This is a genomic window from Idiomarina zobellii (genome assembly GCF_900100855.1).
GTDB lineage: Bacteria > Pseudomonadota > Gammaproteobacteria > Enterobacterales > Alteromonadaceae > Idiomarina > Idiomarina zobellii.
In genome coordinates this window covers 33063-55542 of record NZ_FNCB01000013.1, presented here as the reverse complement: position 1 = coordinate 55542, position 22480 = coordinate 33063, and the positions used below count along the sequence as shown (strand labels likewise).

Genomic DNA, 22480 nt, shown 5'->3' with positions numbered 1-22480 from the left:
GCCTCCAGAAGCTCTTCTTTATGTTGAGGTTTATCTTAGCAAACTATTTAAGGCTAAAAACACGTACCCATACATCAGCCGTTATGGCCAAGCTTTGTAGCTTTTCTGCCTTTTCTATGCCTTCTTTACTAGCACGGTAGAGGTGTGGTGTCATGGTGAGTAGGTCATGTACGGCTTCAGTATCAGGCAACTCAACTTTAAAACTGATTCTCTCTTCTGATGACAAAACCCAACCTTTTTCGGAGACTGGTAAGTGTTCGGATTTTGCTTTTATTTCTGGGTAAATTATTCGTTTGAGTTCGATTAAGTGCTCAGAAGCCGGATCAACCATAATCAATCGACCACCCGGTTTTAAAACCCGCTTAAACTCAGCTTCCACCGGAAAACCAAATACACATAAAATGGTATCGACACTATTGTCTGCCAATGGAATCGCGTTATTAGATGCCACCATCCAGCTCAAGCGCTTATCTTGCTTTGCGGCTGCCTGTACCGCCCATTTTGAGATATCCAGCGCTGCAACCTCTAACGATACGTCACGCTGCTCAGCTTTACACACAATGCTTTGAAGGTAATATCCCTCACCACAGCCCGCGTCTAAAATTGACTGATCGCCAACCGATAACACACTATCTGACAGCGCGTCAGCCAATGGCTGATAAAAGCCCTGACTCAAAAAATGACGCCTTGCCTGCACCATCGCTTTGCTGTCACCGGGGTCTTTCGAGCGTTTATTCTGTACCGGCAACAAGTTGACGTAACCTTGCTTCGCAATATCAAAGCTATGACCATTGTCGCAGCACCACGTACGCTCATTCAGCTGCAAAGGCTGTTTATCTAATGGACAAATGAGTTGGTCAAACGGTTGTATCACGGCGGAAGCTCTTATTAATTTTAAAGCTTAAGTTTACGGGGTTTCGCGACAAAATTCAGGCACAAAAAAAGCAGCCCGTAGGCTGCTTCTTAAATTTGGTTCGCTTAAAGCGACTTCAAGGGCTCTATCCGCAAGGGATTATAGCGCTTGAATGTTCTCAGCTTGAGGGCCTTTCGGGCCTTGGGTCACTGAGAAAGAAACGCGTTGGCCTTCAGCTAAGGTTTTGAAACCGTCGCTTACAATCGCGCTAAAGTGAGCAAATACGTCTGCACCACCTTGCTGCTCGATAAAACCAAAACCTTTTGCTTCGTTAAACCACTTAACAACACCGTTTACTGTATTAGACATAATAATATCCTGAAATTTTTAAAACTATAAAAGTACCGGACCGAGACAATCTCGATGCCGATGATCGTGCGGGGTAAAAAATGTGAAACTTAAAACTACAGGACGAGACGATTACTTCTAATAATGTGACGTAGAGGAGTGTTTAACTATCTGTTTCTTATCCAACGCCGCCCACTGTACGCTCATTTATTATAATGTCAAAGAATATTTTCAATTTATTTTATAAAGCTGATTTATAGTAAAGTCGGCTTAGAAAATCTGCGCCAGCATGCATCGAATAGAACCGCCGCCCAGTTCAACGGTAGGCACGTTAATGGGTACGAGTGTCACCCATTGCTCCAGTTTTTGGATCTGTTCAGCACTTAAAGCGTTATAAGCGGTTGCAGAAATAGCCAATAATTTGCGCCCATCTGCCTCTAACTCCAGAGTATTACCGGCAAAGTGCTCTATTTGAGCTTCAGTCAACTGCACCAGCTCTTTACCACTTGCTGCAACCGTATCCATAAACCGGCGCCGTTCTTTGTCATCACGAATCATCTCAGCGGACGCCATGACAAACTCACTGCCAACAGCCATAAGCACATTGGTGTGATACACCGGCTTGCCGTCTCGGCTGGTTGCATTGAACGCCACGGGTTTGTAATTCAGTTTTAGGCAAAGCTCTTTCAGCACACTTTCGTGCATGCGCTTAGATCGGGCGGCATAAGCAAGCTTATGTTCATGGTCGAACACAATAGATCCCGTGCCTTCAAGGAATACGCCATCGTTTTCCTGCGCGCTTAAATCAATAAGCTGTTGATAGCCATATTCATTACGAAGAAATTCAATAATGTCCGGACGACGCTCTTTGCGGCGGTTTTCACAATACATAGGGTATAGAACCAGCTCGCCAGAGGCATGAGTGCTGAACCAGTTGTTGGGAAATACCGAGTCAGGTGTTTCTGTGGTTTCATCCTCGAATAAGTGCACCTGAACACCGTGCTCACGCAGCTTGTTGACCGCTTCGGTCACTTCGTTGTATGCCGCTTCAGCAACGTTAACGCCGTCTTTCGCCAGTGACTGAAAAGCATTATCGCCCATAGTTTCCGGGTTCGATGCAAAGTGATGCGGGCGCACCATAACAACGATATTCGAAGACTGATTCATATAGCTTGGTTCATAAAAAATTTGCGCGCATTTATAGCAAGTTGCAGAGGGCTTAGCAACGGACAAAAGAAAAGGGCAGTGTTGTTGCACTGCCCTTTCTGTGATTACGCAGTTAACTTACCACGCGTATTTAAGGCTCAGCTCAAAATTGCGCTCTGCGCCGAAGAAGCCTTGATTATAGAAGTCGATACTTGAGTAATACTTCTCATCGAACAGGTTATTGACGTTCAGGCTTAGATCTAAGTTCTTACCTGAGAGTGTTCAATATTCAGCAACAGTAAGTTACCAGTTCTAATAGGTTAAACGCTTTCACGTGTGGCCCCGGACGTCTTTCTTCCCAGCGTCTGGGGCTTTTTTAATCGGCGGAATAATATTCCACACCAATTTTAATTCGATCTCGTCCATTTTGCAGGCGCCAGCGGTTGGTATCGCGAAGCGAATAAACACAACCACAATACTCCTGCTGATAAAAACGTTCTCGCTTGGCAATTTCCACCATACGGGCAGAGCCGCCTTTTTTACGCCAGTTAAACGTCCAGTAATGCAATCCGGGATAACGTGCAACCGCACGCTGACCACAGTCATTTATTTGCTGCATATTTTTCCAGCGTGAAATACCCAAGCAACTGGTAATGGTGTCAAAGCCGTTTTCATACGCATATAACGCTGTGCGCTCAAAGCGCATATCAAAACAAACCGTGCAGCGCTCACCTCGTTCCGGTTCCCACTCGAGACCTTTCACTCTTTCGAACCAGTTCTTCGTGTCATAGTCACAGTCAATAAAGTCCACGCCAAGCTTCTCAGCGAAGCGGATATTCTCTTCTTTACGCAGCAAGTACTCTTTTTCCGGATGAATATTCGGGTTATAGAAGAAAATCGTAAACTTGATGCCCGCTTCTGCCATACGTTCCATAACTTCCCCAGAGCACGGCGCACAGCAGGAGTGTAATAAAACGTGGTCGGAGCCTGTTGGGGTTTCGAGTACAATCGACTCTTGTTTTTTCTTGGACATAACTTTTCTGCACTACGGAATTTAAGCAGAGTATAGCGGAAATGAGTAAGCGCAAAAACCACAAACGTAAGTAACACATTTGACAGCTCATATCATATAGCTCAACTAAAATATGTATATTCAAATTGGATATACAAAGTAAGTTATGACCAAAACAACACTTTTCAAAAGCAATAAAACGCAAGCGGTTCGGTTGCCAAAAGACGTCGCTTTTTCTGAAGATGTAAAAGAAGTTGAAGTGTTAGTCGTTGGTGAAAGCCGAATTATTACTCCGGCGAGAACCAGTTGGGCTTCTTGGTTTAGTGGTGAGCCTGCCAGTGACGACTTTATGGTTGAGCGTGAACAGCCTCAAGAGCAGGAGCGCGAGCAACTATGAATTTACGATATATGCTGGATACCAATATCTGTATTTACATTATGAAGAACCGACCAGCTTATTTAGCACCTATTTTTGATGAGCACTCTCGCGAACTCTCTGTAAGCTCAGTGAACGAACCGAGCCCCGCCTACCGCTAGTTAGGCACTCTTTTCCACATATGCCTTATGTAGTTCGTACATAATAGGCACTAGGTTATCGACGGGCCCTTCAACCGCTACGTCAGGAGCAATTTTCTGAATAGGTAGCTGACTGACACGGGAGCCATTAATACCAAACTCGTTATGCCATTTTGTCAGTTGTTCAGTAGAGTGAATGTAAACGACTTTTCCCAGTTCCGCCCAGCCATGTGCAGCAGAACACATCGGGCAATGCTCTCCCGATGTATACATGGTCGTGTTTTGGCGCTGCTCTAAAGTGAGGTTTTTCGCTGCCCAGCGCGCTAGCTCAATTTCAGGGTGGTAGGTTTTATCAACCGTATTCACCCTGTTGCGATCTTCTTTTAGAACCTCTCCGGAAGAGTCTACTAAAACCGAGCCGAAAGGAGCATCTCCTGCTGCCAGAGCCTCTTCTGCTAGCTCAATACAGCGCATTAAGTATTGGTTTATTTCAGACAAACTACCCTCCTATCGATACGAATAATAAAATATCAGGTGTATAAATAATGTTTAACCTTTAAACAATCTTTACGTTCAAAGGCTTTGAATTGTTCAAATTTTGTTATTAAATGTTGCAAATGATGTCAAACGACGTCATTTTCAGGCAGCCAAACGTCGTATCCCCTGCTGCTTTCATTCATGGCTTCTTACAGCCACTCATAAAAACAAAAAGAGACAAATCTGGTATGAGAAAAATTCAATATCTTACACTGACTGCTTTAGCAGTATCAGTTTCATCGGCTTTTGCTAAACCTCCTGACCATTCACAAGCGCAGCCGCTGGTAAAAGAGCAGGCTCAAATTCAAGCACAAGTGGACAGCTCAGCACCTCAGCGTTACATCATTAAATTTAAAAACAATGGTAACGCTGTCAGTAAAATGGGCAACAGAGGACGTTCTGAGCTGGCCATTTCTCGTGCGAACAACGTAGTCAAAAAAGCTGGCGGTAAGGTAAAACTCAGCATGCGCCATAACTTGGCTGTTGCCGCCGAGCTAACTGAAAAACAAAAGAAACGCCTTGAGAAAAACCCGAACATCGAATACGTCGAAGTTGACCGTATTCGTCGTTTTATGGCGCAAGACGTGCCTTACGGCATTAGCCAGGTACAGGCTGACTTGGTCGACGACAGCGTTGCGTCTGCATCTGCTGGCGGTAAGAAAGTCTGTGTTATCGATTCAGGCTTAGACTTACCACACGAAGACATGGGGACCTTAGGCGGTACTATTAACGGCACCAATGATAGCGGCACTGGCAACTGGTATGACGCTGGCGGTCCACACGGGACTCACGTTGCGGGTACTATTGCTGCACTCGATAACAGTTTTGGTGTTCGTGGGGTTATTGGTAGCGATCCGAACCTGCATATCGTCAAAGTATTCAATGAAAGCGGTTGGGGCTACTCGTCTTCACTGGTTTCTGCTATTGAAACTTGTGCCGACAACGGCGCTGACGTTGTTAACATGAGTCTTGGCGGTGGCGGTTCAAGCCAAACCGAAGCCAATGCCATGCAAAACCTGTATAACCAAGGCGTTTTACTGGTTGCGGCAGCAGGTAACGACGGTTCTGCATACAGCTCAACTGACCCAATGTCTTACCCAGCGTCTTACAACGCAGTGATGTCGGTTGCCGCTGTTGATAGCAGCAAAAACCTGGCGTCTTTCTCTCAGAAGAACAGCCAAGTTGAAATTGCCGGCCCGGGTGTTGACGTTCTTTCAACCTACCCTGAAGGCACTGGTCAGCAAGGCAACTACGGCACCATGAGCGGTACCTCTATGGCATCACCTCACGTTGCGGGTGTTGCGGCTTTGGTTTGGTCACACCACCCAACCTGTAGCGCTCAAGAAATTCGTAACGTGCTAAATACAACAGCTCAAGACTTAGGCGACTATGGTCGCGACGTTAAGTTTGGTTACGGTTTAGCGCAATCTAAAGACGCTATTGACTACATTGATGCAAACGGCTGTGACGGCTCAGGCGGTGGCGGTGGAGATCCAGAGCCACCAACAGACAACGAACTGAGCAATGGTCAAACGGTCAGCAACTTGTCTGCAACTACCGGCGATTCTTTGTACTACACATTGAATGTTCCGGCAGGCGCGACAGACCTAAGCTTCAATATTAATGGTGGCTCAGGCGACGCTGATTTATACGTGCGCTTTGGCTCTCAGCCAACTCAGTCAAGCTATGACTGTCGTCCGTATCAAAGCGGTAACACTGAAACTTGTACTATTTCGAACGTACAAGCCGGTACTTACCACGTTATGCTGAACGCATACTCAAGCTTCTCTGGTGTGAATTTAACCGGTTCATTCACTGAACCAAGCACTGGTGGAGGTGATGGCGGCTCAGCTTCAGCAACTGACTTATCAGGTGCCAGCGGTGAGTGGTCACACTACTACGTCGATATTCCTGCGGGCATGTCAGCGCTTAATGTAACCATGTCCGGCGGTTCAGGCGACGCTGATCTATACGTTCGCCAAGGCTCTCAGCCAACTGAGTCAAACTACGAGTGCCGTCCATACCGCTCAGGTAATGACGAGTCTTGTAGCATTGATAACCCAGCTGAAGATCGCTGGTACATCAGCTTAAAAGGGTACAGAACCTATTCTGGCGTCGACTTATTTGTCGAGTGGGAATAAGTTTCTTCGCGAGCTAAAACAACTCCTTGAACTCAAAAGGCGCCAATTTGGCGCCTTTTTTATAAGCTACTCGTACCAAACAGCTGACTGTATTGCCTTCGAGCAAAATGGTCGGTCATTCCGGATATATAATCACAAATAACTCGTCGTGGATTACTGGCCTGCTGATATTTTTGCAATGTGGAAGGCTGCAGGAGCTGCTCAGGCGTATCGCTTAACGCTTCAAACAGCGCCATAATGATGCGCTGACCTTTAAACTCCATGGCTTTTACCTCTGCACTCCGAATGACGTGCTTGAAAACGAAACGCTTGAGTAATTCCAGCGTATGCTCCGCTTCTGCAGGTAGTGTTGCCTGTAAATCCAGTTGTAGGTGCTCGAATTGTTGCTGCCGTTGAACGGAAATTTGCGGCACTAAATAACCAATGAGCTTGCTAATAGCGTGTTTACGGTCGCGGCTGTCCGGCGAGAATAGCTTGTCGTTATAAAACGACGCTTCCTTTATGAAAGGGCTGTCTTCCTGCGCCAGTTGCAACACATCTTCGCGCCATTGCCTTTCTGTCACCAAGCCGAGCGCCAGCGCATCCTCTAAATCGTGCACGCCGTAAGAAATGTCGTCTGCCAACTCCATTATCGAGGTATCAAAGGCTTTGAATTGCGAGCGGCGCTTGCCATCTCTTTCCATTTTTGTGCGGAACTTGTTGCGATCCTGCAGCGAAAATTCTTTTAAAACCCATTCCAGGACGTCTTTTTCATCGTCATGAATCGATTTAGGTGGTTTAAAGGCATTCAACGGAGTGTCGGTAGTTAAACCCGCTTGTTGTACCTCGCTGTGCAGCACCGGATACTTTAACACACCCAACAGAGTGCGCCGTGTCAAATCCAGGCCGTGCTTTTCAGAGTATTCGCCCAGTTTGCTTAAAATACGTAGCGTTTGCCCGTTTCCCTCAAAACCGCCGTGACCTAGCATGTGATAGTTAAGCGCAACCTCGCCGCCATGACCGAACGGCGGATGTCCCAAATCATGCGCCAAACAAGTAGCTTCAATTTGAAAAAACGACGGTATCTGCTGTGAAATATCGTCATTATCATCATAAGTTCGCTTTAAATGCTCACAAATACCTGAGCCAATCTGAGCAACCTCCATCGAGTGGGTCAGCCGCGTACGATAAAAGTCATTGTCGCCCACACCCAGCACCTGGGTTTTCGACTGCAGCCTGCGAAACGCCGAAGAGTGGATGATTCGCGCGCGGTCGCGCTGCGCATCACTGTCTGGCGTCGCGGCATTAAACGGTTTACTTTCACCTGAGCGTCGTTGAAGCATGGTTTTATTCATGTTGGCAGTCAGTTGCTAATAACTACCCCACAGCAAAACAAATTTTCAGCCGTTTGCCCAGTGAAAGATTAGTAAACCCGCTGCTTTTGGTGCTCGTAGTTTAATAACATAGCCGCTTTTGCCACTTCCATGTCGTTTTCCGAAATAGCCTTGCGTTTTTCCTGCTTAAAATACTCCAACAAATGATACAAATGCCACAAAGACGGGTTACCCTCATGCATTGGCAGGGGAAATTTGGCTAATTCTTTGTCGCGAACTTTGCGCAGATACTGGCGACTCATCTTAAGTTGCTCGCCGGCATCAGACAGTCCAACTAAATCCGGCCCTATCTCAACCAAAACCGCTTGGGGAAGTGACTTTTGCACATCGGAAATTGCACTTTTTATAGCATCTTTAGCAGAAGCCGCTTCTCGCATGAAGTTGAGCGCCAGTCGTCCTGGTACACCCACTCCTATAATCGCATCGTCGCAATCGCCACCATATAAACTATCGGCAATTTCGTCAGAAGAGATAGTAACAGGCACGACAAATTTTAAGGTGAAGTCATAATCATTCATTGTCGTTACCTCCTGAATAAATGCAGTTATTCACGACTCGTTTCAGCTGTTTAGCATGAGTCTTTTCATTTCTCGGTGTGCTGTTGATAGATGTAATACAGAACTCACCACACCGACACATTGAGCTATTTTGTTTACACATCATTTGGCCCCAACAGTGCCCTTTTCCTCTGTGCTCAACTCGCCACCCGTTCTTCTCTGCATAACGTAGCGCTATTTCAATTTCCTTTTTAGGGTGTTTCGGCCTACTCATTGCTCCCCCAACACGGATAAAAAATAAACCAACACAACAAAGTTGTCAAATGACAACTAAAATCATGTTTAAGCATTATTATGAGGGATAAAAGAAAGTATCAGATTCAGGGCGGTAATTGGCTTACATAGATATACGCGCCTATTGCACTACCAACTGGCACACCTCTTGCTGAGTTAACACATATTTACCCAATGCCCGAGAATTTCGGCAAGTCATTGCCGTTTTTTGCCGCTAAAGGACTAGGAAATGATATGAACGTCAGTACATTACTAAACACAGCAGCTAATCAGGCAAGCTCCTCACAACAGAACCGTCAGGCCGAGCCGCCGCCAGCAGCGGAGTCGAAACAAGCCACACCAGGCAATGATGAAACCTTTATCGATAAAGCCTACCGCAGCTTAGTGCTTAACCGCATGGGTGTGGACACCGAACAACTTGAAGAAATAGAGCAGAAAGTTGAAGAACTTGAGAGTAAGTCTAACCTGACAAAAGACGAAAAAGATAAGCTTGAAAGCCTGATTAAAGCCCGTGATCAATTGTTTGAGGAAGCCATGCGCCGTCAGGCTGAGGAAGGTAATTCGAGTCAGCCATCCGTTACCAGCAATGGCATTCCCACGGAAATCGCCAATAAATATGACCCTCGGGCTATCTCCCCCGATGACATGAGTTTGTTGGCAAAAGACCTCCACGAAGCAGGCGTAATATCATGGGAACAACGCAGCCGCATGAGCTTTCAGTTCGTGAAAACACACTTCTACAAAACCTATACCCCCGAGTCACAACAAGTCGACCCCAGCGAGCCCATGGACTTTGTAAAAGTTTGGGAAGAACGAGTAAAGGCTAACGAATACTTTAACGTGCCCGCCGATCAAAAAGCCCGAGACCAGGGGATACTGGATGTGCTGCGGCGGGTTTAGTAATCTTTAACCTGCAAGTTGGTCTTAAAAAATCTAAAACTCGCAAATATATCAGTATCGATATAAAATAACCGATAGTTAATTAAGAAAGGTTTCAAGCGATGACATTAAAATATAACAACATATTTTCGGTTGGTTTAGAGGACAAGCCGGAGGAGGCTTTAGAGTTGCAAACTCGGTCTGATCTTATGCTTGTATTAAAAAACATTATCGCAGAGAAGCGCTGGCCTCAGAAAACAGCTGGAGAAAAGCTTGGACTAACCCAACCACAAGTCAGCGATTTAGTTAATGGTCGTATAGAAAAGTTTCGGTCGGATCGCTTACTAAAATGTCTTGGGCAGCTTGGATTTGTATTAAGGCCAAAATACGAGAAACAAACACTCCGAGTCGACGTAGTGCAGCAAACTAAGATGCCTTGTTAAAGCCATAGCTTTCGATTTAGTCGACGGTCAGCTCACCATTCTGCGCTTCTATTTCACTAAGGTATTTGGACTGATGCTGGCGAGCCAGCTTTAACGCTTTATTCGATGCCTGAAGCGCACTTTCCGTGTCATCATTCATGGAATACACGGTAGCCAGGCTGTTCCAAAAGCTAACCCTCTGGTCTTCTTTAACTAAACCTTATCGCAAAATATTAAATGACTGATAAAGCCTAGTTGGCAATTTGTTCTTGAGCTTCCAAGTCACATTCATAGGGCGCTCCCCATGGCTGCTAATAAAAGTCACTGGCCCGCAGGCTTTATAGGCTGATTGCTTGTTTTCTCTAACAAAAAGCTGGAACTGCCAACCGTTGGTGTTGCTCTCGATATAGCGACGTCCGGTAGGCGTATTTGGAGAAGCCGTATTCTGTGATTGCCAATGGAACTTCTCTCGACTGATCGCGTAGTCATTGTAGGCAACACCTTCGTGCACTGCGTCAGCTTTATCCAATGTCACGAACAATAACTCAAGCTTCCTATCTTGAAAGCGGAGTACGCCCTCTCGAAATACTCGACGTTCCTGCTCATTCAAAAAGCCAACTGCAGTCAAAATTTCACGTATTTGATAAGACGCGTGAAGTTTCAAAGGTGTATCTTCGAGCCCAGGCAAAGGCTCAAAAACATAGTTTGTTTTAGCATCTAATAAACGCGCAAGTTCATTGAGCTCAGTGAGTGCTTCAGGTTCCTGCTTCAAAGCTTCAATAAACTCAACACCGCTACCCACGCGCTCGTTCTGGTGATCAATTTGATAAGCCAACATTTGCGCATATTGCTTATCACTAATCGTCCAAGCGTCACTTAAATCGCCACTTGTCGCTTTTTGAATGAGTTGCAGGTAATCAGAATCATCAATATGCAGTAGGCTCATAAAGCGCTTGCTTAGGTAGGTTTCCTGTTCCGTCGCATCACCAGCAATCAACTGAGCTGCACGCTTTAAATTGGTCCAGCCGGTGTTATTACCATTTCCACGGTAAACATCCGTCAGTTCCAGCTGCTGTTCACTAATAAACTCTGACAACGAGACGTTATTGTTACCTTTTATTCGAGCGAAGTGATTCAACTCATTGCGCAGTTGATCCCAACGCTGATTGATCGCTTGACGCAGGCTTCCCAATATCGATTCACGCGCTTCCTTTTGAAGCTGCAAGTAGCAACCACTCGGTAACTTACCAAAACCATTATTCACACCGTCGTAAACTTCTTTACGGGTTAATCCTGTTATTGCACTGTACAGCACATCAAAACGAAAGCCCGCTCGATGTTGGCCGATAAAATCGAGTACTAAACAACTTTCCTTTTCTGGGTGTAGGCGCAGACCTCGACCAATTTGTTGCTGAAACAGCGTAACGCTTTGCGTTGGTCTTAATAGCAGCAGTGTGTCGACAAAAGGCAAATCAACACCTTCGTTATATAGGTCGACCGTAACTAGCACATTAATTTCTTTATTCGCTAATTTTCTAGGCAGAGACATCCGTTCCTCACGTGAGCTTTCTCCATAAATCAATGCCGCTGGAATATTCGCTTCGTTAAACTTTTGGGTCATAAAGCGTGCGTGATCAACGTCGACACAGAAAGCCAATGCGCGAGATTCTTTTATGTTGTTAACGACTTCATCCCAAGCCCTCACCACATTACGTGCACGAGCATCATTCGCAGAGAGAATGTCGTGAAGGTCGCTCCGGCCATCGCCGTTTTTCCAGTTAACTTGCCGGTAATCCTGGCCGTCGTCACACGCATAGTATTCAAATGGTGCAAGTAGCTGCTGATCAAGCGCATTCCATAAACGCATTTGTACCGATGGCGAACCATCGGGACGAGCATCAAAATAGGCTAGAACGTTTTTATTATCTGCTCGCTCAGGTGTGGCTGTCAGACCCAACAAATATTTGGGCTCTGCGCTTGAAACAACCTCATCAAAACTTTGCGCCGCTATGTGATGACACTCATCAACAACCATAACTTGCCAGTGATTTTCCGGATAACGCTCAAGCAGCCTTTGTGAGCGAACACTTTGCACCGTCGCAAACACATGATCATATTGCTTAGGTTCGTGACGTCCTGTCAGTAAGTCGCCAAAGTTTGCGTCTTTTAGAATCTGTCGATATGTAGTCAGTGACTGACTTAAAATTTCCTCGCGGTGTGCGATAAAAAGTACTCGCGGCCGTCCTTTTTCCCGCTCACAAATACGTCGGTAGTCAAAGGCTGCCATAACGGTTTTCCCGGTGCCCGTTGCCGCTACCAGTAGATTTTTAAAGCGTCCGTGGGCTCGCTCATTATCTAGCTGTTCAAGAATGTCCGCCTGAAACGGTTTGGGTGTAATATCGAAGAAAGTTGTAGTGACATGCTCAGGTAAAACTCTTCCGCCAGACTCCCGGCTTAACGCATCTCTCAATGCTGCAACATGTTGACTGTCGTTCGGATCATACGGTTGGAATTCACCGTCTTCCCACAACGTTTCAAAATGTGCTTTAGCACGTGCATACAAGTTTTGTTGCCCGTGTTCGGTAAACTTAACCGTCCACTCTAAGCCTCCCATTAAAGCGGCGCCCGATAAATTCGCACTACCAACATAAGCACTGCCGAATCCGGTTTTTCGCTCAAACATCCAAGCCTTTGCGTGCAGTCTCGTTCGACGCCCATCTAACGATATGCGCACCTCACAATTCGGGAGTCGAGCTAGCATATCCAACGCATTTTTCTCTGTTGCGCCAATGTAGGTTGTCGTCAGCACTCGAATGGATGTTTTACTATGGCCTTCAGCATCGGCTGCGGTAATTTGCTTAAGCACGTCGTAAATTTTCCGAACACCAGAAACCGTGATAAAACTCACTAAAATATCGACGTGATCACAGCTAGAGAGCTCCGAAATTAATTCGTTGAGTAACGCAGGCGAGTCTTTACCCGCAGTAAAGAGCCACGGCTGAGATAAGCCAATTTGAGGCAACTCTGGCTGCTCGCCTTGGCGATAAATGGAGCGTAAAACCTTTGGTGGTGCAGCGATTTCGTCGATAAGTGCTTCTGCTGTGTTCTCTTTTAGCTGCTGCCGCGCGTGCTTGAGTAGATTATTCAATAAGTCGACTTGAGCCAAAAGCTTATCGTTATCTGAAAGCTTTTCACCCTCACCAACGGCTGCTAGTAACTGAGATAACTGCTCGGTTAACGCGTCCACTAGTCGTTCATGACTACTTTCAACACTTAGGTTTTCTAGATCAGCAACGAGACTTTCATCCTGCGTTGAAAGCTCTTGTTGAACTGCTGAGGTTTGCAGCAAATCATAGAGGCCTCGGTGCAGGTTAGACACGCTTGCCTCCCTGACTGAACAGTTTATTCCCCACCAAACTCAACCGCTCTTTAGCCCGCGTAATACCGGTATACAGCAACTCTTTGCTCATTACCGGGCTGTCGTGGTCGGGTAATACCATGACGGTGTGTTTGAACTCGGAGCCTTGGGATTTGTGCACGGTCATGGCGTACACGGTTTCTATGTGGGTCAAGCGGCTGGGAAGTATCCAGCGAACGCCGTGCTCTTGATCGGGAAAGGCGACGCGCAGGTGTCCGTGTTCAGGGTCTTTTAGGGCGATGCCAATATCGCCGTTGTTGAGCTTTAATCCGTAGTCGTTTTTGGTGACCATAACGGGGCGGCCTTCGTACCAGCTGTTGGCGTTTACGCCGAGTATGTCACCGACTTTTTGGTTTACGGCTTTCATGCCCCAGGGGCCTTCGCGCAGGGCGGTTAGGATTTGGAAATTGCTCAGGTTTTGCAGGGCTTCGAGGGCGGTTTCGTCAGCGGAGCCAGCGTCAATGTTTGTAGTAGCATTGTCGTTGACGGCTGCATTGCTCCTGACGTGTAACGTCAGGCTACCCGATGTTGTCAGGTTACGGCGAATTAAGGCTTCAAAGCTTGAGTCGTCTAAACTGTCGACTTCGTAAACACTGACTGGGTGCTCACCTTCGGCGGCTTTGGCCTTTTCAATTTCCTGTTGTGTGGCGGCATCATCCTGACGGTTAATAGCGTTTGCCAGGTCGGCAATAGGGCCTTTAAAGCGATAGCTTTTGCGGAATTTGACTACGTGTTGCAGGCGTTGCTCACCCTTGTCGTCAATAAGCTCTGACGGAAATGTTGGAGTGTCAGCAATGTCTTGCAGCCACTTAGCGGTATCGCTATGGTAATGCCCCTCGTCGGCACCGGCGCATAAGTTACCAAGCACGGCGCCAGCTTCGACCGATGCTAGCTGGTCTTTGTCTCCAATGAGTACCAGCCGCGCGTGTTTCGGTGTTGCTTTTAGCAATGCGGTCATCATTTCAATGTCTATCATCGAGGCTTCATCGACAATCACTACATCCGTTCGCAGCGGGTTTTCTGCATTGTGTTTAAAGGCGCGGGAATTGGGTTTCACGCCCAATAATCGGTGCAGAGTTTTCCCTTCGGGCTGAATCGAAAGTAGTGCGTCTTTCAGACTAGAGAGTTTGTCATTTTGAACCAATTGCTCGAGCTCATTTTCAATGGACTCAGTCAGGCGCGCCGCAGCTTTGCCGGTCGGCGCCGCCAGTGACACCCGCAACGGTGGCAAACCAAGCGTCAACGCCTGATGCTGCAATGCCGTCAACAAGCGCACCACGGTATAGGTTTTGCCGGTACCCGGTCCACCCGTAATGACACTAAACCGATTACGCACGGTATTGGCACAAGCGACACGCTGCCAGTTAATATCGCCGTTTTCGGTCGGCGCAAACAGCTTAGCCAGGGTACTCTTTAGTAGCTCATCGTTAATAACCGGCCGGTCTTGCATGCGCGCCTGAACACTTTGCTCAATAAAGGTTTCGTACTGCCAATAGCGGCGTAAATACAAGGTATGTTCGCTGAGCACCAACGGCTCGGTTCCGTGGCCATTCACATCGACGCATTGACTGGCTGCCAGTGCGTCGGTCAGGTCTAATCCGTATTGCTTAAAAAGCTCACTTGGTAAGGCGCAGTCCGCGGCATGACGGTTCTCCGGTGGCAGGTTCAGCAGCGTTTCCGGGGCATCCATCAAAGCCTTCAAATCAACTTGCGTATGCCCACGCCCGGCTTGATGCGACACGCAGCAGGCGGCGAGTAACACCGCATCGCTGCGCTCGCCCGCTTGCTGTAAAAACTCGACAAACGCCAAATCAATAGAGCGTATCCAGCCGGCATCCCGCCACTGACTCAGAGCTTCGAACAGGGTGTGGGTAGTTACATTGCTCATACTGACTCCTTGTCTTTGACGCTTTCTCCGGCAAACAGGCTGTCCAGCTGCTCTATCAGCTCTTTCGGTGGCCTGTCACAAAATGCGCCGCCAGTTTCGGCTCTGTGCCCGCGTAAAAAGAGATAAACTGCGCCGCCAACGTGGGTGTCGTAATCGTATTCATCGCCCAGCCGAACTTTTAGCAGACGGTGCAATGCCAGCGTATAAATCACGTATTGCAGGTCATAACGGCTGTGCAGTATTTTTTCGCGCATGGCATCCTCGCTGTAGGCGTGGTCGTCCTCACCCAGCCAGTTCGACTTGTAGTCGGCCACATAATATTTTCCGTTATGCTCAAAGACCAAGTCGATAAAGCCCTTTAACATGCCATTCAGCATGTTAGGCTCTAGTGCAGGGCGCTCGTAACCGGGTAATGTGTGTTGTTGTACCAGGCTATCCAGTCTTTGTGCGTTAACGCCACTGGCACCAAACCAAAACTCAGGTTCGGCTTTGTACTGCTGCAACTGGCTCAGGCTAATTTTGTCGCCGTTAGCGTTCAGCGTAAATTCGGTTTGTAGGTACGCATTCAGCCATTGTGCGATGCTCTGATCATGCTCCTGCCACAAAGGGCTGACACAAAAACGCTGTACCAGCTCAGTGCGCTCGCCGGCATTTTGAGCGATTACCTCAAAGCCCCGATTCGCCGACTCTTCCAGTAAGTTATGCAAAAAGGTGCCCGGTCCGGCGCCTTTAGGTAAGTGGTGAATGCTGTCCGCACTCGGCTCTGCGACGCTGGCGACTTGCTCGTCCTCGTCTTCTCGCTCATCCAGCAGGTTCATTTCGTCGGGCGACTGCGGTGCCTGTGCACTTTTCGTGACCGCGCCCTCATACTTAAGCGCGCTGTAGCTGGCCACCCACCAACGTTCAAGTTTTCGGCCAGCCGGCATCGTTTTAGGTGTCAACTTAGGTGTTTTTTGCTCCTGCTCAAGCGCACGGACTAAAGGTTCATCCTCTTCCAGTCGTGTCACCTGCGTATGCGCGCTCTGCTGCCAGCGCTCATTAACGACATTGTAAAGCTCGTCAGACAACGCCTCACCGCCGTTCAACAAGTAAAACAGCGGATTATTACGATGCTCGCTCATGGCCTCCAGCGCAATGAAGGTGGCGTACTGTGCACGGGTCACTGCGACGTACATTTTGCGTAAATCTTCTGCGAGAATTTCGTCGCTTAAACGCTGTTTATTGTCGTCGTCTTTGGACCAGAGCACTTGCAGCTCGCCCTTTTCATCGTGATAAACCGCTGGTGGCTTTATGCGGTAAGTCTCCGACTGGGTATAAGCCACAAAGGGCATGAACACCAGCGGGTACTGCAAACCTTTAGACTTATGAATGGTGATAATTTTTATCAGTTCATCGTCACTTTCCAGGCGTAGCTGCTGCTCGTCACTTTGTGTGCGGCTGTTGCTACCAAAACCGTGGCGTTCATTCACTTGCTCGGCAAAATGGTTCACTAACGCCGGAATACCATCTAAAACCAAGCTTTGCTGTTGCAGTAATTCGGCAATATGAAGCACGTCTGACAGCTGTCGTTCGCCATGAATGCGATCTTCCAGCAACGTCGCTGGTACCTGATGGTCGTGCAACACATTGTGCAGCATAGCCAATACGCCCAGGCGCAACCATTGGTCGTGATAACTTAAAAACTGCTCTACACGCGCTTCCCAGGCTTGTTCGTTACTGTGAATATGCTCCAGTTCAGCAAACGGTAGTCCTAACAGCCTCGTTGCAAGGGCACTGCGAATAAGTGACGGGTCACGCGGCTCGGCACAGGCGCTAACCAGTGCCAGCAAGTCTTTAGCGACACGCTGCGCAAATACCGACTCCCGGTCTGACAAATAAACACTTTTGAGACCACGATCACTCAGTGCTTTTTTAATGGCATTGGCTTCGCTGAAGTTGTTCACTAGCACGGCAATGTCGCTGGTTTTCACGCGCTGCTCCAGCACATCGTCTACGTTGTAATAACCGGCTTGCGGGTCATTCAGCAGCGACGCTATTAGGTTGGCATGATGGTTCGCTGCTGCCCTGAATACGGTATCTTTATTGCGCTTCTCTTCACTCGATACGGACCACAAAAGCGCCGGTGCGGTTTTTAAGTGACTTGATAACAAGCAGTGTTTAAAGGTTCGTTTTAGCCCGTTAGCAGCTACACGGTTAAAAGGTAGTTGGTTGTCATCTTCGGTTTTAAACAAAAAAGCGCCGCGCGGTAGCTGCTCCGCACGTTCAAACAGCGCATTTACGCTATCAACCATTGCCTGCGACGAGCGGAAGTTTTTCGCCAGGTTATAGTGCCGACCTTCGGTGTCTCGCCGAGCTTTTAAATAGGTATAAATGTCGGCATTTCGGAAGCTGTATATGGCCTGCTTCGGGTCGCCAATCAGAAAAATACCGGTGCCGGTGTGCGGCTCTGCCAGATTATAAATGCGGTTGAATATCTCATACTGCACAGGGTCGGTGTCCTGAAACTCGTCCACCATGGCTATAGGATATTGCTTGCGAATAGCCACCGCTAACGCTTCGCCGCCAGGACCTTTTAACGCATCGCGTAAGCGCGTGAGCATGTCGTCATGCCCCATTTCTGCACGCTGATTTTGCAGCTCGGCAAAGCGTTTATTCACCCAAAATGCAGCGTGTTGTTTTACTTTAGCCAGTTCTTGCGTTTGCTGGACTTTGCTTCGCTTAATGCGCTCTTGCAGCTGCCCTAAGACGCTCCAACTGTCCGGCATGCCGCCCAGTTTGGCCTCAGCAAACTTTTGTAACTCATCTGCGCTGATATTTTTCCAGTTTGCTGCCGTGGCGTGCGGCTCAACCAACTCAGCATCCGCGCACCAGTCGGCAAATTTCTGAAATTGCTTAAGTTTGGTGGCAGTGCCTTTGGCTTGCGATGTTTTATCAATCAATTCGCCGAAAATAGGCGCAACTTCTTGCTTTATCACGGCTATTCGTTGCTTATGTCCGCTTTCTGCACCGCTTAATAAGCTTTGCAAGTCACCCTCAACCGGTGCCTGTCCGCTTTTGCTTAAGCTGTAGGTCAAGCCTAACAAGGCTTCAGGCGAGGTAAAGTCTTCTAGCAATTTTTCACTCAACTCGGCATCGGCCGGGTAGATAAAGCGGCGAAAATAATCCTCGGCGGCTTGTAAACGCAATTCCTCATTGTCGGTCTCGACGTCCTGACTGAATAAGCTGCCGCTGGCGAAAGCGTGCTCTTTTAGCATCGACTGACACCAACCATGGATGGTCTTAACAGCCGCTTCGTCCATCGACTGGGACGCTAAATCCAGTAATCGCGCTAAGTGTTTTAAGTTCTGTTCTTTCGCTACGCAGTCTTCGCGCAAACTGGCTAAGAACGGGTCACTGTCGACCGAGTCCGGATCACGAAAATAAGCCGCGGCTTCGGCTAAGCGTTCGCGAATACGGTCGCTCAGCTCTTCTGTCGCGGCTTTGGTAAAGGTCATGACCAGAATATTCTTGGGTACAAGCTCGCGCTCGAAGGCGGTGTCCTGCGTGCCGTGACCAATGACCAAACGAACATACAGCGCTGCAATAGTGTAAGTTTTACCGGTACCGGCGCTCGCTTCAATCAAGCGGCTGCCGTTCAGTGGAAAGTCGAGCGGGTTCTCCAGAATATGCGTCGTCGATTGGCTCATAACTTCTCCTCCGGCACCATGGTTAAACGCAGCGGATCGTAGAGTTCATTCAGAAATCGGCGGAAATGAGGCGACGTCATAATGGCCTCGTAAGTGTCGGCAACCCGGCCGCAGTAATCACTTTTTGTCACTATCGCCGGTGCATTAAAGCCGCCTTCTTCGTATTTCTGCTGAGCTGCCTCATGCGCCAGCGCTTCGTCGCTGTCTCTTTTATCCAGGGCGTTCAGCCAGGTTAAGGCAATATCCAAATGCATGGGTTGTGGTTGCTGCACCGACAATGTCACCAGTTCAAGCAGTTGCTCGAGTTGTTGCAGCGCCAACTCTGCCGGTATAGCGGCTACCGGCAACTGACAACCCCCTTTGGAAACTATGAGTAAACGGGTGGGTTGCTGCAAATTCAGCAGCATTAAGCCGATGTAATACGCACTGATATGTTTCCAGCCACCGTCTTCAACACCGCCCTTTTTAGTATTTTTTGCGATTTTACTCGCTGAAGTTACCACCCACAGCCGCTCGCCCTGTTCATTGGTGTGTAAGCCGGTAATGGTGTCGTCGATAATCAGGCCGTTATACTCGAAGCCCACTTCAATGGGGAACTCGTTAAACTGGCTGTAACCGGTAATACCCTGCTGATAAGAGCCCAGTATTTTGTCGGCTTGTTCAAGCAACTCCAGCCCATTTTGCTCGGCAATAGCGCCTATACCTAGCGCGCCCTCGCGGTTGATTCGGTTCAGCTCTTTTAACAAAGCCGCTTCCGTGCCCCCGCCTTGCAACAAGGCACGCTTACCACAGTCCACCAAACGCGTAATGAGCGTCCAGCTTTGCAGGTTATCCATCACGAAGGCTTCGCTGTCGTCCAGATCTTCGCTGTCGCTGCCAAAATAAGTATCGAGATGCCAGTTAAAATAAAGCCGTGCGGGCTCTTCGATAAAACGTTTTATGTCGTTAATGCTGAGGGTGCGTTCAGCGTTTTGCGACTTCTCTTGCTGTACCGCCCGATGATTCTTTTGTGCACCGCCATGCGCCAGCGCCCACTCACTGGCGTAAGTGAAATACCCCGGCTGCTCTTGGCTAAAGTAAGACGTGTTAAAGGGTTGCAGCTTATGTTCTACGGTCAGGTTTTTAACGTCAACACCCCAGCCTTGCTGAAGATGGTCGCGCAACTGTGCGACTAATACCGAGGGAGTGCGTTCACTGTTATCTTTGGAACTGTAACCCACCCAGCTCAGATAAAAACAGTCCCGCGCCGACAGCATCGCTTCCAAAAACAGATAACGGTCATCGTCGCGGCGGGAGCGATCGCCCGGACGGTAACGGTCTGTCATTAAGTCAAAGTCCACCCGAGGTACCGAGCGCGGGTAGTCACTTTCGTTCATTCCCAAAACACAAACGTATTTAAAAGGAATGGCACGCATAGGCATAAGCGTGGCGAAATTCACTGCGCCGGCTAAAAACCGTTGGTTAAGGTTTTGCTGGTCAACACGCTCCAGCCACGCGTCTTTAAATATCGGCAACCGCAACAGCGATTCGTTGTCGGCTTCAACACCAATATCCCGTAACTGATACAGCTCATCACTAAGCTTGGCTAACAGTAAGTGATCACTATCGTCGTCGGTATCGAAGAATTGCTGTAACAGCCACTCGCCATGCAACACCCAGTCCGTCAATGGCTGCGCAGTTTGGGTACGCTGCCACCATGACTCGAGCGCGCGTACTACATCCGCCAGACAACCGACGAGAGCAGCGCTCAGGCCCGATACTTCGGCATAAGGCTCAACGTCAGCCCAGGGGGACGAATGGTCTGCTTCAAGCTCGCCAATGGCATAGCCTGCCACCATCCGTTTAAGCGCAAACCACCAGCTGTTCCTTTCCTCCGCCGGCGGCATATAAAACTGTTCACGCTGCTGACTGTTCAGACCCCAACGTGCACCAGCCTCTCTGACCCAGCGTTTCAACTGCGGCAAATCGTCGTCATGAATATCGAAGCGCTGCTGAACTGCCGGCACCGACAATAAATTGAACAAATCGGTTTGGGTAAAGCGCAGCTGATCCGCCTGCAACAACAATTCCAGCGCTATCATTAACGGTCGCTGATGACGCTCCCCCTGATCTGCAATGGTATAAGGAATGGCACGCGGATCACGCTCGCCGTCGCGATGATGATAACGCCCAAAGACGGCGTCGATATAGGGCGCGTAGGTGTTCACATCGGGCAGCATGACCATAACGTCCCGGGGCTTTAAATCCGGATCGCGAGCGAACGCGTTCAATAGCTGGTCATGCAGTACTTCGAGCTCTCGCTGAGGACTATGGCAGACATGAAACTGCAACGACTTTTCCGTTTTGGCCGGTGTCGACCAGTGCTCTCGCGTTTCCTGAACCGGCCGCAAGTTTAAAATATCATCCTGTAGCTGAGCCAGTAAGTGATCGGTGTCGTGAGGCTCAAACAGCTCAAGTTTTACTGTATTAAAAGCTTCCTGCTTGGCGAGCGTTTCGTCGTATAAGTCCAGCAAGCGAATATAGTCTCGTCCCTGCTTGCCCCAGGACGCCAGCAGCGGGTGCGCCAACTGATGCAGTTCATCATCGTCTGGCTGCTCAGGTAGATCAGGCTTATGTTTGAGTCGAGAAGAGGCTTTTACTGCCTCGCGCAGCGCCTCTTTACCATCGACAATGTCGGCCCAGTGAAATTGCGATGGATTGTGCACACATAACAAAATCTGCGTGTAGCCTTTTATGGCATCCAGCACTTGCAACATTTGTTGCGGCAGTGACGAGATACCAAAAACAACCACGCGAGGAGGTATTCCGGAAGGACGTTGCGACAAGCTTTTCGCAGTATCAATAAAACGCTGGTGCAGCTCAGCACGGTTGTTCCAGTAGTCGTCAATGCCAATGTCGTTACTAACAGCGCGCCAAAGTTCCGGCTGCCACAATTGCTCCGCTTCAAGCGGCTCATTGCTTTCCAAAACGTCATGGCCTTTAACCCAGCTATCGAGCCAGTCAGCGCGATACACCGCGTATTGATCAAACAAATCGGCTAAACGTCCACTGAGCTGATAGAGCTTGCGCCCGTCATTATCGTCCGAAGTGTAGTGCTTCAGCGGCGCAAAGTGTGGGTTTTCGGCAATAAGATCGGGTAATAAGCGCATTAAACGCCAGGTCAGCCGGTCTTTATCAAACGGAGAGGTTTTGGGAATGTCATCACCCAGTACGGCACGATAGGCCTGCCACTGAAAGCGCGCAGGCAGGGTCACATCAACCATGGCAGCAATGCCGCTGGCTTGTGCTAAGTTAATTTTAAGCCACTGCGCAATACCATTGCTCTGCACCAGCACCGTTTCCTGCTCCAGCGGCGCCAGCGGATAATTTTGAGTGAATTTGACGGCCACATCCGTTAAGTCTTCCAAACGGTGTCCGTGCGCGACAATAAAGCCGGGGGTTAATTCACTCACTCGCTGCTCTCCTTAAAA

The 22480-nt window shown here is 48.5% G+C and carries 17 protein-coding genes; 5 read left to right on the top strand and 12 right to left on the bottom strand.

The genetic code is table 11. The features are described from left to right. Positions 1-43: 43 nt before the first annotated feature. The 4 genes from BLT32_RS10465 to BLT32_RS10445 all read right to left on the bottom strand — a co-directional run bounded on the left by BLT32_RS10465 (position 44) and on the right by BLT32_RS10445 (position 3380). The gene (locus BLT32_RS10465) at positions 44-874 is read right to left on the bottom strand and encodes a putative RNA methyltransferase (RefSeq protein WP_053953436.1); all 831 of its coding nucleotides are present in this window, start codon (positions 872-874) and stop codon (positions 44-46) included. Between the two features lie 138 nt (positions 875-1012). Further along, positions 1013-1222 carry a cold-shock protein gene (locus BLT32_RS10460; protein WP_053953437.1) on the bottom strand — a complete coding sequence of 70 codons (210 nt, stop codon included), beginning with the start codon at positions 1220-1222 and terminating at the stop codon, positions 1013-1015. A 249-nt stretch (positions 1223-1471) separates the two neighbouring features. After that, entirely contained in the window at positions 1472-2368 is an 897-nt protein-coding gene (ctlX, locus tag BLT32_RS10455; RefSeq protein WP_053953438.1) for a citrulline utilization hydrolase CtlX, read from the bottom strand. A gap of 355 nt (positions 2369-2723) precedes the next feature. After that, complete coding sequence (locus BLT32_RS10445) at positions 2724-3380, bottom strand: epoxyqueuosine reductase QueH (protein WP_053953439.1); 657 nt, start codon at positions 3378-3380, stop codon at positions 2724-2726. A 145-nt stretch (positions 3381-3525) separates the two neighbouring features. Here BLT32_RS10445 and vapB point away from each other — a divergent pair, with 145 nt between their 5' ends. Continuing rightward, on the top strand, positions 3526-3756 hold the full coding sequence (gene vapB / locus BLT32_RS10440) for a type II toxin-antitoxin system VapB family antitoxin (protein WP_053953440.1): 231 nt from the start codon (positions 3526-3528) through the stop codon (positions 3754-3756). Further along, complete coding sequence (locus BLT32_RS10435; protein WP_235443972.1) at positions 3753-3896, top strand: PIN domain-containing protein; 144 nt, start codon at positions 3753-3755, stop codon at positions 3894-3896. Before vapB ends, BLT32_RS10435 begins: the two co-directional genes overlap by 4 nt. Here BLT32_RS10435 and BLT32_RS10430 read toward each other — a convergent pair whose 3' ends face one another. Then, complete coding sequence (locus BLT32_RS10430; protein ID WP_200906803.1) at positions 3897-4373, bottom strand: nucleoside deaminase; 477 nt, start codon at positions 4371-4373, stop codon at positions 3897-3899. 227 nt (positions 4374-4600) lie between these two features. Between BLT32_RS10430 and BLT32_RS10425 the strand changes: the two genes are divergently transcribed. Then, positions 4601-6553, top strand: a complete 1953-nt coding sequence (locus BLT32_RS10425) for a S8 family serine peptidase (protein ID WP_053953488.1) — start codon at positions 4601-4603, stop codon at positions 6551-6553. Positions 6554-6612: 59 nt separating this feature from the next. On the opposite strand, the gene BLT32_RS10420 is transcribed toward BLT32_RS10425, so the two are convergent. Then, positions 6613-7887, bottom strand: coding sequence for an anti-phage deoxyguanosine triphosphatase (locus BLT32_RS10420; RefSeq protein ID WP_200906805.1), 1275 nt, complete (start codon positions 7885-7887; stop codon positions 6613-6615). 68 nt (positions 7888-7955) lie between these two features. Continuing rightward, the gene (locus tag BLT32_RS10415; protein WP_053953442.1) at positions 7956-8444 is read right to left on the bottom strand and encodes a hypothetical protein; all 489 of its coding nucleotides are present in this window, start codon (positions 8442-8444) and stop codon (positions 7956-7958) included. Between the two features lie 507 nt (positions 8445-8951). Here BLT32_RS10415 and BLT32_RS10405 point away from each other — a divergent pair. Together BLT32_RS10405 and BLT32_RS10400 are read left to right on the top strand one after the other, a co-directional pair. Continuing rightward, positions 8952-9617, top strand: coding sequence for a hypothetical protein (locus tag BLT32_RS10405; protein ID WP_053953443.1), 666 nt, complete (start codon positions 8952-8954; stop codon positions 9615-9617). Positions 9618-9718: 101 nt separating this feature from the next. Further along, complete coding sequence (locus BLT32_RS10400) at positions 9719-10039, top strand: helix-turn-helix domain-containing protein (protein WP_053953444.1); 321 nt, start codon at positions 9719-9721, stop codon at positions 10037-10039. A gap of 16 nt (positions 10040-10055) precedes the next feature. On the opposite strand, the gene BLT32_RS13120 is transcribed toward BLT32_RS10400, so the two are convergent. From BLT32_RS13120 to recC, 5 genes are read right to left on the bottom strand one after another with little or no spacing between them, the layout of a single operon-like run. Continuing rightward, positions 10056-10178, bottom strand: coding sequence for a hypothetical protein (locus BLT32_RS13120; protein ID WP_268762561.1), 123 nt, complete (start codon positions 10176-10178; stop codon positions 10056-10058). 60 nt (positions 10179-10238) lie between these two features. Further along, positions 10239-13397 (bottom strand): DUF3427 domain-containing protein, encoded by a 3159-nt coding sequence (locus BLT32_RS10395; protein ID WP_053953445.1) that lies wholly within the window; start codon positions 13395-13397, stop codon positions 10239-10241. After that, positions 13390-15324, bottom strand: coding sequence for an exodeoxyribonuclease V subunit alpha (recD, locus tag BLT32_RS10390; protein WP_053953446.1), 1935 nt, complete (start codon positions 15322-15324; stop codon positions 13390-13392). Before recD ends, BLT32_RS10395 begins: the two co-directional genes overlap by 8 nt. Then, entirely contained in the window at positions 15321-19010 is a 3690-nt protein-coding gene (recB, locus tag BLT32_RS10385; RefSeq protein ID WP_053953447.1) for an exodeoxyribonuclease V subunit beta, read from the bottom strand. The genes recD and recB overlap by 4 nt, the downstream gene beginning before the upstream one ends. Then, on the bottom strand, positions 19007-22462 hold the full coding sequence (recC, locus tag BLT32_RS10380) for an exodeoxyribonuclease V subunit gamma (RefSeq protein WP_053953448.1): 3456 nt from the start codon (positions 22460-22462) through the stop codon (positions 19007-19009). The genes recB and recC overlap by 4 nt, the downstream gene beginning before the upstream one ends. Positions 22463-22480: the final 18 nt, after the last annotated feature.